Source organism: Paenibacillus sp. FSL R5-192, from assembly GCF_000517845.1.
Lineage (GTDB): Bacteria > Bacillota > Bacilli > Paenibacillales > Paenibacillaceae > Paenibacillus > Paenibacillus amylolyticus.
This window is the reverse complement of sequence record NZ_ASPR01000079.1, coordinates 363091-376596: the sequence shown is the minus strand read 5'-3', so window position 1 is coordinate 376596 and position 13506 is coordinate 363091. Positions and strand designations below refer to the sequence as shown.

Annotated in this window: 9 protein-coding genes; 1 reads left to right on the top strand and 8 read right to left on the bottom strand. The window is 43.3% G+C overall.

The genetic code is table 11. From position 1 onward, the window contains the following. From C161_RS31260 to C161_RS31245, 4 genes are all read right to left on the bottom strand, one after another. Positions 1-963 (bottom strand): IS1182 family transposase (locus tag C161_RS31260; protein ID WP_036675020.1); only part of this gene is annotated, 963 nt, incomplete at its 3' end. 154 nt (positions 964-1117) lie between these two features. Next, the gene (locus tag C161_RS31255) at positions 1118-2155 is read right to left on the bottom strand and encodes an NAD(P)/FAD-dependent oxidoreductase (RefSeq protein ID WP_036675019.1); all 1038 of its coding nucleotides are present in this window, start codon (positions 2153-2155) and stop codon (positions 1118-1120) included. Between the two features lie 159 nt (positions 2156-2314). Continuing rightward, a complete protein-coding gene (locus C161_RS31250; protein WP_036675017.1) occupies positions 2315-4288 on the bottom strand; it encodes an AraC family transcriptional regulator in 1974 nt (657 codons plus the stop codon). Positions 4289-4476: 188 nt separating this feature from the next. Further along, positions 4477-6438 (bottom strand): AraC family transcriptional regulator, encoded by a 1962-nt coding sequence (locus C161_RS31245; RefSeq protein ID WP_036675016.1) that lies wholly within the window; start codon positions 6436-6438, stop codon positions 4477-4479. 206 nt (positions 6439-6644) lie between these two features. Here C161_RS31245 and C161_RS31240 point away from each other — a divergent pair, with 206 nt between their 5' ends. Further along, the gene (locus C161_RS31240) at positions 6645-7457 is read left to right on the top strand and encodes a hypothetical protein (protein ID WP_036675013.1); all 813 of its coding nucleotides are present in this window, start codon (positions 6645-6647) and stop codon (positions 7455-7457) included. Positions 7458-7722: 265 nt separating this feature from the next. Here the strand turns inward: C161_RS31240 and C161_RS31235 are convergent, their stop codons facing one another. From C161_RS31235 to recN, 4 genes are all read right to left on the bottom strand, one after another. Beyond that, complete coding sequence (locus C161_RS31235) at positions 7723-8679, bottom strand: GGDEF domain-containing protein (RefSeq protein WP_036675011.1); 957 nt, start codon at positions 8677-8679, stop codon at positions 7723-7725. Between the two features lie 413 nt (positions 8680-9092). Beyond that, on the bottom strand, positions 9093-9902 hold the full coding sequence (gene spo0A / locus C161_RS31230) for a sporulation transcription factor Spo0A (protein WP_036614349.1): 810 nt from the start codon (positions 9900-9902) through the stop codon (positions 9093-9095). 195 nt (positions 9903-10097) lie between these two features. Next, positions 10098-11426, bottom strand: a complete 1329-nt coding sequence (spoIVB, locus tag C161_RS31225; protein ID WP_036675010.1) for a SpoIVB peptidase — start codon at positions 11424-11426, stop codon at positions 10098-10100. Positions 11427-11546: 120 nt separating this feature from the next. Beyond that, positions 11547-13265 (bottom strand): DNA repair protein RecN, encoded by a 1719-nt coding sequence (gene recN, locus C161_RS31220; protein ID WP_036675007.1) that lies wholly within the window; start codon positions 13263-13265, stop codon positions 11547-11549. Positions 13266-13506 lie beyond the last annotated feature (241 nt).

Genomic DNA, 13506 nt, shown 5'->3' with positions numbered 1-13506 from the left:
GTGATTGGCATATTGAATATTATCTTTTTCAGAATAGGCAGTATCTCCAATGACGGTATCGATCTTCATACCTGTGTCGCGACTTTTTTCAATGAGAGTTTGGAGTTGTTTTCCATCACTTTTCTCGCCAGTCGTAATTACCGCAGCTGTAATAATTCGTTCTCCATTCATAGCAAAATGTGTTTTGTAACCGAAGAACGAGGAGTCTGCCGTTTTGTGACCTATTCGTGCATCTGGATCATTGCTGAGTTGAAAGTGCTCATGGTGATCAGCTATGATTTCTTTTAAGTAGTTCAGCTTTTCTTTCACCTTTGGGTATTCACGGAGGGATTCTTCTTTTTCTACTGTATCTACAACTTTTTGGCAATAGTCCAGTTCATCAGATAATTCGTTCGTCGTTGTTTTCGGTGGGAATTTATCCTTCATTTTTTCATCGATCTTGTAAACGGATTTTCTCAACAACTTAGACTTTTGCACTAATATTTCTTTGGGTGATAGCTGATTAAATCGCGCTTTCGTATGGGTGGCATCCACAATAATTGCACTGCTTTTGATAATTTCTTTTTCCAACGCGATCTCCATGGTCTTTTGAATAAGTATGTCGAGGAGGTTCACATCTTTCAGGCGAAGCTTGCGAAACTTCGTTAGTGAACTAGGATTAATGACTTCATCTTCAGGCGCCATATCTAAAAAGTACTTAAAGGACATGTCATATTTAGAACGTTCCACAACATCCGCATCGGATACATCGAAAATGGATTTCAACAATAGGTATTTAAACATTCGAATGGGAGGCACTGCATTGCGACCATTGTCGAGGCAGTATCTATGTTGCAATTCTACCTGAACAAATGAAAAATCTACGAGATCATTGATTTGACGAAGCATATTATCTTTAGGTACGACGATATCGTATATGTCCATAAATGCACTAAGGTTAAGAGATTGTTGGTTTGAAATCATCCGAGACACCACCTGAAATTAATCATTTAATTATACAGGAAAACAGATATCCCTCCTCAAAAAAATGAGGAGGGATATCTGTTTATAGATGTTGGACTTTTTCAGTGGCCTCGAATGAACTCGAAGTCATCTTAATATAACCGATCGAAGACCTTTATTCTTCTACAACGCCAAGGGCTTTATTTTTCTCCTTGAAACGACTGTTATGGGAAGAAACATAAGCCACTTTCTCCGCTTCAGGGTCCATGTAAAGCTTCGCACTGTTTACCGCTAGGGCTGCATCTGTGAAAGTACCCGCAATCAGGTACAGTTTGCTACCATAATCTACAAAATCGCCTGCGCCAAACACGCCGGGAATATTGGTTTGCAATCTCTCCGTTGTAGTGACATGCCATTCTCCAAGATCAAGTCCCCAATCCCGGATTGGACCAAAGTCACTCTTCATGCCATGGTTTACAATGACAGCATCGACTTCAAGCAGTTCAGTTTCACCTGTGTCCACATGTGAGATGGTCACCTGTTCAATCACATCACCACTCTTACTATGCAAGGTCTCTACCGCGTAAGGTGTACGGACATCTACAGAGGATTCTCTCATACGCAGTACATTACGCTCCAACCCGCCAAAGCGGTCACGACGATGCACAACCGTAACTTGCTCTGCCAGTGCTTCCAGTTCATTCGCCCAGTCCACAGCAGAGTCGCCTCCACCCGAGATTAGCACACGTTTACCACGGAATGGCTCTAGTTCCTGCACAGTATAGTGCAGATTGCTAACCTCATAGCGGTCTGCACCTTCAAGCTCCAGCTTGGCCATTTTATATATACCATATCCGATTGCCATAATGACGGTACGTGTCCAGTGTTGCTCACCTGTTGCAGAAGTTAACAGAATTGTGCCATCAGGTTGACGCTCGAATCCTTCGATCTGTTGTTCAAATACGAGGGTTGGCTCAAAAGTCCTTGCCTGTTCTTCCAATTGTTTGATCAGATCTTCACACAGAATTGGCGTCACACCCCCGACATCCCAGATCATTTTCTCCGGATAAAAGAGCATGCGACCTCCCAATCTGTCACGTGCCTCAATCAACTTGGTCTTCATATCCCGCATGCCGCTATAAAAGGCAGAGTACATGCCCGCAGGGCCACCGCCGATAATGGTTACATCATAAAGTTCCAACTGCTGATTCATATTAAAAATACCTCCGTTAATTCGATCCAGAACATCGAGTATTTGATATCGATTCTCATTATCACTTAAATCCTAGTGTAATGGTAATCTTATCAAAATACAATGGCTAAAAAACAAACATTTCTTGTACAAAAATTCTACGAACACATCTGCTCTTTACTATTGCGCTCTTGGAGCCGCCAACAGCTTTTCAACGACAAAATCAAGTTGTTTATTAATTGAATAGATATCCGAATAATAGAAGAAATCGAAATCAATCTCAATCAGACGACCTTCTTTAACAGCCGGGATGCTGCTCCATATTGGATCATCCGTAAGGTTATCTGCCCCTTCATACACCGAACGAAACACGTAGTCCCCGATATACTCAGGCAGTACTTCCATGGATAAATTGGAGCCTCCCGCTTCCGAAACTACATCAATTTTCTTTTGTACCACTTCAGGTGCTTTCATCCCCAAGTATTCATATAATGCCTGAGATCCTCGGCCATATTGCTTGCTCTCTACAACGACCATACCTTTCAAACCGCCCTCCACAATGGAAACCGTTTTGTCCAATATGCCTGCATCTGCTAGTGTTTGCTTACTCTCTTCGACTTTGCTATTAAGATTATTGATTAATGTCTCAGCTTCCTGTTCTTTGCCAAAAATACTCGCTATACTCTGGAGTCTTTCTTCTGTTGTCATTTTCTCGTATGGAATATATACCGTTGGTGCGATATCCTTTAACAAAGTATACGTCTCTTCTGAAGGAACAATGATCAGATCCGGATCAAGGTCAATGACAGCTTCAGGATTCGGTTCGAACCAGGTGCCTAGTGAATTTACACCTTCAAGCTCACTCTTGTAGGCAGCCCCGTTGAATACTTCAGATGTAGCAATTGGCTTAATTCCAAGCGCAACGACGTCTCCCTGGAGATATAGTACAACAACCCGTTTCGGATTCGCTGGAACAACTACGTCGCCCTTAACCGTTGAGACCGTGCGTGTTTCATTGTCTTTGTTTGTCTGGCTTCCTGTGTCTGATGATACTGCCGTACTGCTGTTATTGGAACTGGCACCCGTTCCTTCGCCAGCTGCTGGTGTTGTTGCTGTACCCGAAGAGCAGGCTGCGAGGAGCATCGTTATGCTCAATAATGCAACCATAATCATACTGGAACTTGTTTTTCTTCTTTTCATTGGTGTAGACCCTCCGTCTATATATTGATAATGATTCTCATAATCAATATATCCCGACTTCCATCTTCGGCCAATGGACGATTCAGAGATTACCAATGGACGATCCTCTGTTTTCGCTTCTTCTCTCATCTTTCGTTGATACTGTATCGGAGAGATCCCCACATGTTTTTTGAAGATACGACTAAAATAATACACATCCGAATAACCTACTTCTGCTGCAATTTCACTCAGCGTTGCATCAGATCGCAAAAGCAGATTGCGAGCCTTAGCGATTCGGGTCTGAATTAAATAATCAATGGGACTGTGACCCGTCTGTCGTTTGAATTGCATGGATAAATGACGGGAGCTGTAGTTGAACTGTTCAGCCAGGAAATCAAGCGTGACCTGTTCCCTATAATGATTCTGTATATAACGAAGTGTTTGTTTCACCGGGTCAGCAAGCTCTGTTTTGATCTCCTGCTCTGCCAATTGAACCATCATTTCATGAATGAACTGGTAAAATAAACTTTTTGTATGAAGCAGATCCAGACTGCCAGATTGAATCCATGCACCCTCAAGCTCATCAAGGTAACGTAATAACCCCAGCGGACTACTCGGTGCAAATCCATATTGCAAAGAGAACGGTGCAACTTCCGGCTGTGCCAATAACCACTTTTTACGATAACTAGGAAAGGCAAGAAATGCTCTGTAATAAAGCAGAATATATTCGAAATCTTCGTTGGTTTGGATATCCAGTGAAGATCCTTTGGCCCCATGAAGCATGTAGAACCGCTCTGCCTTGTATGTTTGTCCATCCAACTGAAGCACAGCAGATCCTCGAATCGTATATATAAAACCATTTGCCGGAAGTGTGTAGGAACTCAGTTGTGCCCCTGCCTCCATAACGATTCGGCGTATATCCAGAACCTTAACAGCGGCATGATTCCAGCATTTCATCTGTTCGTCTAATTGCATCGAATACTCTCCAATCCCAACCTCACCCGGAACAAAGGCCTTACAAGGTCATCATTCTGCCACACATCCGATAACATATGCCTAGCAGTGGTTCACTAATGTACCTTTATTATAAATGATAATAATTTTCATTATCAACTGAAATTTAGAATGGAATTGGATTTCATCTCATCAATCACTTGTTAGACTTAATTTGGTTCAGAGATCTTCTTAAACCACGCGGCCAATTCCTCTGTTTGATCCAATGTTGCAATCGGGTCAAAGTACCATGAACGATCCGGGCTCCAGATAAACACACGATCATTTTTAACCGCATCCAGTGAACTCCAGACCGGTTTCGATTTCAACTCTTCCAGGGTCAGATTATCTGCTGTTAGAATGATATAGTCTCCGGCAAATTCAGGAATCGCTTCCGATGAAACTTCAACCAGTTGATCCTTCATTAAAATCTCTTTTTTATCTGCAGGAGGATTCAAACCAAGCGCGCTGTAGACTGCCTGACCTCCCCGACCAAAATTATCACCAAAGACCAACGGTGCTTTATCATAGAACTGCATGACCGACACCTCGGCCTGCGGATCAATTGCCTCACTAACACGTTTCTTGGCATCTGCAATTCTTGCATCATAATCGGCTAACCATGCCTCAGATTCTTTTTCTTTATTTAACACTTCACCGAAATAGGTAATTTCTTCGTGGGTATTTTTCAATTCACCATAAGGTACAACCAAGGTAGGTGCAATTTTGCTAAAGGAATCAAATAAATCAGGATTACCTGTCACAATGAGATCCGGTTCAAGTTCCAACACCTTTTCTAGAGAGATGGTTTCATATTCACCAATATTCTGCACACCCTCAAGTGAGCTGATAAAATAAGGATTTTTCAGGTTCATCTCGGGTGTACCCACAGGTTTGATCCCCAGAGCGATCAAGCTTCCCAGATACAAGTCAACCACAATCCGTTTAGGTTCAGCCGGAATTGTAATATCTCCCTTCACCGTTGAGATTATACGTGGTTCAGATGTTTTGGTGTGATTACCCGCTGTTACTGTGTTTGTGGAACTTGATGTACTTTTGCTTCCAGAAGCATCCCCGCTCGAATTACTGGCAACACCTGTAGAGCAGGCACTTAGCAGTAACGTAAGACTTAGTAAAATACTAAGCAACATTCCCGTTCTTGTCTGTCTGTTCATATTTATTGACCCTCCGTGTTTATATTGATAATGATTATCACCATCAGTATAAACATACCTTCCACTTCCACCTCTGAAAATGTCATTTCGCGCCACACCTGATGTCAGATCAGGCCAATATAGGGGTGCTGAGGTCTTTTCTTTAAATTGCAAAGGAGAAAGACCTGTATGTTTCTTGAACATACGTCCCAAATAATATCCATCAGGATAACCGATGCCTGCTGCGATCTCATCCAATGTGGCGTCCGTTTGCAGCAACATCTCCTTGGCTTTGAACAAACGAAACTGAATCAGATAATCGATGGGACTATATCCCGTCGACTGCTTGAACTTGCGTGACAAACTTCTTGGACTGGTGCCAATCATTTCTGCTAAAACATGAAGTGTAAGTGGCTGGGTGTAGGAAGACTCTACAATTTCAATGACTTTGCTAACCTGATCCAACATACTTAGATAGCGATTGGATACACGAGGAATCTGTGATGAGATCTGCTCCACAAATGCATAAAACAAACTCTTCGCCTGAAAGTGCTGAATAGGGTTCTTTTGATCCCACAAAAAGTGCATCTTTTTCCATTGCTCATATAGAATGGTTGGCATATCGGGGGTAAAGCCATAGTTCATTTGGAACGGATTGATACGCTCCATTAACCTTCCCAGATCATTTCTCCCTCCACTAGGCAGGTTTGCTTTGTACATCAAGTAATATAGGCGCAATCCGGATTCGCCTGCTCGAATCATCAACTTACTCCCTTTTCCCCCATGGAAAATATAAAAGCGACTCACTTCATATGTTTGATTGTCAATCGTCACTCCAGCATCACCCTGAATGGTGAGTACAAAGGTACTTGTCGGAAATTTGTATTTCATCTCTTCATATGCCTCTAATTCAATGTAACGGATATCTGTTATGCTCACCGCAGCATAGTTCCAGAGGATATAATAATCATTCCACATTTTGCTAACCCATCTCCGTCTACATAAATTGTGTCTGTACTCTACTCACTTATTGATAACCATTATCAATTATTATGATGAAGTACGCAATACAACCGACGCAAAATGAATCCATTGCGAGGAAACAAGAGCTATTCAAATCTTTCTCTTAACATCCGATATATGTAAATAGAACCATGATAAAGTGGAGAAGGAGAACAGAGGATATGAATTCAATCTCATCTGCAACCAAAAGCAGTTTCACTCCCGGGAATCAAGTCTCCAATCGGGATAAAGAAATTCAGGGACTCATGCAGCAGAAGATCCGGCTCAATGAAGAAATGCAAGGTGTAAAAACCAATGACGAGTTGGATACCAAAACCAAAGCTCAGCGAATTAAATCCTTAACAAGCTCCATTTCCCAGATCGACAGCCAGATTGCCCAAATTAAAGCTGAAGAATTGCAAGAAAAGAACAAATTAAGACAGCCCGAAAAGGCTCAACAGCAACAACCCAAACCAACCGACGAGGCACAAGCCCCTTCACTCGATCACCTGATCAAGCATAGTCAGACTTATGATCAATTGGGTAAGCTGGTCGGTTTGCGTGATCGCATGCAGGGCTCCATTCAGACCACCGAAGGAGAAACCCGCTTTGACCGACTTGTTCTCGAGATCAATCCTCCCGCAAATGATCTCGATCTAGGCAAATCAATGATGTTGGAAAATTCAGAACGCACCGTCTTTCAGGCAAAGCGAGAGACCGTCCAGGACATCAACTCCCAGTTAAACAAGGTCAATCAGAAGATTGGGGAGCTGGTGGAAGAGATCCATCAGCCCGCACCTAAAAAGGGAATACAACCACCTATCTCTGCAACATCTGGAGAAGAAGATCAGGAAATAAATGAAGGAAAGAAAACGGGAAATAAGGAGCACCCTTCAGATGGTGGAACCACAGATCAGGAATCAGGAAATGGTCCGCAAACTACGGCTTCTACATCTCCTGCTGCTTCATATCCATCTGTCGATATTCGAATCTGAGTACGCATTGATCAAACATAATTTTATGTATACATAATGAGCTTAAAGATTAAAGTGGCTCGTTTGCTACACAACCTTTGACTCGCATCCAATGATAGAACCGCTATTACAGGTGACTAACTCCTGATAAATAGCGGTTTTTCTGTATTTTAACGTTATGAGTATAGAAGCGAAGCCTCAGCTTCCGAAGAAGCTTTCTTACAGAAAGCTTTTAGACCCACATCTTTAGATTCTCTCTGTCCTCTACGTTCTCGTAATTTTATGTCTAGCACGGAGTAGTGGCGGTATCATTTGCACAGATGATACTTCCAGCAATCGCTTTACAACCTTTTTTGATGCGTGTGGCCTCATCAATTATCTGATCTATGTTTTCATATTTTCGCTTGTTATTGGTTACAACGGCGATGGATACCGACACGAGAGGAATGGGCCGATTTAGCCCGGAACGTCCTTCCCCCAGAACATATTGATGATGCCAATCATATTCGTTGTAAAATGTCTTTTTCATTTCCTCAAAACCTGAGATGACTTCCTCACTAATATATTTGTAATCATGGTGATTCAGGATCGTAATAAAATCATCACCACCGATATGTCCAAGAAAAGCTTCAGGGGGAACAAATAGCTTGCGAAGCAAGTTAGCTGTCGCCTGAATAAGCTGATCCCCCATTTTGAAGCCGTAGCTATCATTGTAGGATTTGAATTGATCGAGATCAACGTACAGTACGCTAAATTGGTCCATCTGAAGAGCCTGAGACAGCCTTTCATCTATAATATGATTACCAGGAAGACCAGTCAGCGGGTTCATAAAAATCGCCATTTCAGCCCGTACATCAGCAACAGCGAGTAGCAAACGCCGAATACTCACAGCTCCAAAGAAACTTTTTCCTGACGTGACCAACACAAGATCATATATTTCCCCTTCATCTCGGTCCATGGCTAGAACACTGACATCTGTAATCTGTTCCGAATAATCCACGACCAGTGCCTGTGTGTTCATCACCAGTTCTACAGGACGTCCCATATACAGATTATAGCCATACTGGGTGCCAATCTGCTGAAAGAATCGGGGCCGCATCATTAATGCCACTCCCTTCTCCCCCATAACAGCAATACCTTCCAGACTAGGATTGGACTTGAAAAGATGATAGACGATATCACATTTTGTATCAGATTGTACTACAGGAATTGGTTCAGTAATCTGGCCTATTTGCGTAAACATACTATTCTACTCCTCTGTTCGTAGCATCTATCCGAACTTTTCAAATATATATGTAGGTCTTTGTCAATGGTCACATCGTACCACTTTCTACTTGAAAAAGCGTTAACTGAAGGTAAAAGTTTATGAAATATTTCCTTTTCTAAATTTTGCTATAGGGAGCTTATTTTAATGCTTGATCTCAAAATTCAGAAACAATGATGCAACACTAAATTCCATCATCATGTTCTGTGTTATTTCGTTATGCAAAAATACCGTCATTTACTGGATATCTTTAATCCAATAAATGACGGTATTCGTTGGCATATATTACAGAAGTTTATCGGCATGAAATGAACGAATTCAGATATAGCCCGCCTTGGTTAGAATCAAATTTGAATCCAAACTATACTTGCCAGCTCACTACTCTGACCCTTTCAGCTTACCTTATGCTCAATTCTCAGCTTGTCAGCAACCATCGCGATGAACTCGCTATTTGTTGGTTTAGACTTGCTGATGTTGATTGTATAACCAAACAAGTGGCTGATGCTGTCGATGTTGCCGCGTGTCCAAGCCACTTCAATGGCATGGCGGATCGCACGTTCGACGCGGGACGGCGTGGTTTTGAATTTTTCGGCAATCGCTGGATACAGTGTTTTGGTGATCGCTCCCAAAATTTCGATATTGTTATACACCATCGTAATCGCTTCGCGCAAATACTGATATCCTTTAATATGCGCAGGAACGCCGATTTCATGTATGATGGACGTAATATTTGCATCCAGATTTTTGTGTTTGCCCATTGGCACAACATTGGATGATTTCATGAACATGGATGATCCGCTGCTTGTGGACATCGCCGTCTGTGTTCCCACCAGTTGACGCACACGATTCGCAAGCACTTCCATGTCAAACGGCTTAAGAATATAATAAGAAGCTCCGAGTTGCACGGCACGCTGTGTGATATTCTCTTGTCCGAATGCCGTAAGCATAATGACTTTAGGCTGTGGAGACAGGTTCAGGTCGCGCAAGCGCTCAAGCACACCCAGTCCGTCCAGGTGAGGCATGATAATATCCAGAATCAATACATCCGGCACATCCCGAGTTTGCTCCAGCAATTGCAGTACTTCTTCTCCATTGTATGCAATACCGGTTACTTCCATATCTTCCTGCTCAGATATATATTCGGCAAGCAAATTCGTAAATTCACGATTATCATCGGCCAGCAATACCTCAATTTTTTGCAAAACGGTATCCTCCTTTAAATTAAACATCGTTTCGTACATTTCCTTACACGTTTAATTTTCGACACAGCCAGTTAAATTCCTCCTGTCGAAAATTATTTTTCTTTATTTTTTTTTCTTGATCCTATATAATAAATAATTTATTTCATTATCCGATATATTATGTTTGCTTTCGACAAAAAAGAACCTCAGGGCTGTTTAGCCAGCCTTGAGGTTCTTATCGTTTTCCTTTTTCATCATAACGCCAGCATCTTGTAACATCCATTCAATGAAGCAACCGTAACCCGATTTTGGATCATTCACGAATACATGAGTAACTGCACCGATCAATTTACCATTTTGTACAATGGGGCTGCCACTCATCCCTTGAACGATACCTCCGGTCTTATCCAGCAGTTTCGGGTCCGTAATTCGAAGTACCAGACCTTTTGTTGCTGGTTCAGTTTGATCTGCCACATGAACAATGTCAATGGAGAAGCGTTCAACTTGTTGACCGTCAACCACGGTAAGTATTTCGGCCGGTCCTTCCTTTACTTCATGAGAAAAAGCGACGGGAATGCCTTTCGAATACAAACTGTGCTCAGGATTTCCGGACATTTTACCAAAGATACCAAAAGCCGTATTACGTTCAATATTGCCCAAAATTTTGCTTTCCTTGAGGAAATGAGCACGTTTTTCACCCGGATCACCAGTCTCGCTCTTCGAAATTGACGTTACATTGGACTGAACAATCTGACCACTACCTACAACAATAGATGTTTGTGTGTTCATATCTGTAATGACATGGCCCAGTGCACCGTATACGCCCTGATCGGGAGCATAGAAGGTAAGTGTGCCAACACCGGCTGCAGAATCACGAATGTACAATCCAAGCCTCCACGCTTGATCCTCGGAGTCATATGCCGGAGTTAATCGTGTCTTCACCGTTTCCTTACCACGTTTTAACACAACATCAATACCTTTTTTACTTTTCCCTGCAAGTTCAACGGCTTCAGAGACACCTGCTACGCCATCCAGACGTTTTCCATCCATATGCGTAATCAGATCTCCGAGCTTAATGCCCGCTGTTTCTCCGGGCGATACACGCTCATCCTGACCGGAACGGACCAGATGATGTCCAACCACCAGAATGCCTGCCGATTTAACTTTGACGCCAATCGTTTGACCCCCGGGTACAACACGCAAATCCGGTATCACATTCACATGGACTGTTTTGACCGGAATTTTACCCCACAACTTCAACGTTAATTTCGCATGTCCCGTCTGTTGAGGGTGAAGATGCAAAGGTTGTTGCCTGGTAACATGCATCGCTGCCTGATCATCCAAACCAACGATATCAGGACGATCTACAACGGCGCTTGAAACAGCAGGTACAGCGAGCCGGACATCCGCTTGCCTGCCAGCAAACACCTGCAATTCATCCGGCAGTGAAGCATAACTTTGCACAGGCTGAATAGCCTGGCTAATCACACAAAGAAAGAAGGCAAATAAAAGACCTAGCAATTTCTTCCTGAGGGGGGAATTCAATGGCTGTCACACTCCCTTTGCTTCTTTCGCTTGACGAAAGGTGGTCGCCAATTGCGTACCTTTAAGATAACCTCGCCCCCAGGCTTTTATTACTGTCAATCATTACGCCAGCCGTCCGTTTCACCCTTTTTTGGCTTCCGCCAAATTCAGCATTTCCTGTGCGTGATGCAGCGTTTTTTCTGTAATTTCCACGCCGCCCAGCATACGTGCCAATTCCTTCACTCTGCCTTCGTCTGACAGCGATTCCACCTGCGTCATTGTCCGTCCATCGTAGACATGTTTCTCAATGAGATACTGATGATCTGCCATACAAGCCACTTGTGGTAAGTGAGTTATTGAGAAAACCTGACAAGTCGAAGACAAACGGAACAGTTTTTCCGCAATGGATTGAGCTGCTCTACCGCTAACTCCGGTATCAACTTCATCAAAAATCAACACAGGTATCCGGTCATGTCGCGCAAAGATACTCTTCATCGCCAGCATCATTCTGGACAACTCACCACCTGAAGCAATTTTGCCAAGTGGTCGTAATGGCTCACCCGGGTTTGGTGAGATCAGGAATTCCGCGTTGTCCGCACCATGACGATTCAGACGAATACGGCGTCCATTCCATTCAATGCCCTTCGGATCTTCAAAAGGAGTAATCTGAACACGCAGTGTAGTCCGCTCCATTTGCAGATCCTTGAGCTCGCTTTCCACCTGTGCAGCTAGTTCCTCGGCGCATTGTTTACGAACCTTGCTGAGCTCTTCAGCAGACTCCATCACAAGGTTAAGCATTTTGTCACGTTCAGCTCGCAATTTTTCCAGCCGTTCGTCCTTGTTCTCCAGTTGGTCGGTTTCATGGCTAATCTGATCATAATAACTCAGAATAAGTTCAACACTGTCCCCGTATTTCCGTCTGAGGCCAGAAATCAGATTCAGCCTTTGCTCCACTTCTTCCAGCCTTGCCGGATTAAATTCAATCTTCTCCCGGTAATCCCTTAACTGAAATGTTGCATCTTCCAATTGATAAAATGCAGATTGTAGCTGTTCTACGATTGGTTGCAGTCCTTTGCTATCATATCCAGAAATGTCTTCAATTCTTGAAAGAGCAATGCTCACAGCTTCAAGTCCGCGTTGACCACTGAGCAGATCATATGCACCAGCAACACTGTCCATCATTTTCTCACTATGGGATAGTTTGACCCGTTCTTCCCCGAGTAATTCATCCTCGCCTTGTGTAAGGCTTGCTGCTGCGATCTCCTCAAGCTGAAAGCGATACATGTCCAAGAGTTGATATGCACGCTGACTGGACTCCTGAAGCGCACGCAGTTCTTTTTCTGCCGTGATAAACTTGCTGTAGCGCTCCTGGTACTTCGCTTTGATCGGTCCGATGACTTCCGTGCCATAAGTATCGAGAAGCCCCAGATGGCTCTCAGCGCGTAGCAAACTCTGATGTTCATGTTGTCCATGAATATTGATCAGCTTCTCGCCTACTTCCCGCAGCATGGTCAGATTGACCAATTGCCCATTAATGCGGGACGTACTTTTCCCCTGTGTGTTCAGTTCACGTCGAATGACCAGATGCTCTTCAGGCTCACAATGGATACCCAGCTTCTCTAATGTCTGCCATACCGGGTGACTCTGCTCCATCTCGAACAAGGCTTCCATCTCTGCCTTATCACAACCGTACCGGATCAAATCAGCTGAACTTCGTCCACCAGCAATTAAGCCAAGTGCATCTATAATAATCGACTTACCTGCACCCGTTTCCCCTGAAAGTACATGGAATCCCGGATGGAATACAACGTCCACTTCTTCCACCACAGCCAGATTACGAATCGATAACGTAACTAACATCTGCAAAAACACCTCCGGATGACTAACTCAGATATTATGTTTTTGAACCATTGATTCAAGAGGTTGTTCAAAAAGTCCGCTTTTGATTACGAAGGATGCCTTGTGGCATCGTCAGCATCGAATATGGAATTCAGCCGAAATAAGTGGGATGCTTACGAAGTATGTTTCCTTCGGAAACATTGCAGTTGCTCACGTAGTTTCCCTACGCTCCGCTACTCCATTTCTAGCTTCATCCCATCTT

Bases quoted from the DNA above. Each gene is read 5' to 3' on its own strand.
- recN (WP_036675007.1), bottom strand. From the start codon at position 13,265: ATGTTAGTTACGTTATCGATTCGTAATCTGGCTGTGGTGGAAGAAGTG.
- C161_RS31255 (WP_036675019.1), bottom strand. From the start codon at position 2,155: ATGAATCAGCAGTTGGAACTTTATGATGTAACCATTATCGGCGGTGGC.
- C161_RS31245 (WP_036675016.1), bottom strand. From the start codon at position 6,438: ATGTGGAATGATTATTATATCCTCTGGAACTATGCTGCGGTGAGCATA.
- C161_RS31240 (WP_036675013.1), top strand. From the start codon at position 6,645: ATGAATTCAATCTCATCTGCAACCAAAAGCAGTTTCACTCCCGGGAAT.
- C161_RS31235 (WP_036675011.1), bottom strand. From the start codon at position 8,679: ATGTTTACGCAAATAGGCCAGATTACTGAACCAATTCCTGTAGTACAA.
- C161_RS31250 (WP_036675017.1), bottom strand. From the start codon at position 4,288: ATGCAATTAGACGAACAGATGAAATGCTGGAATCATGCCGCTGTTAAG.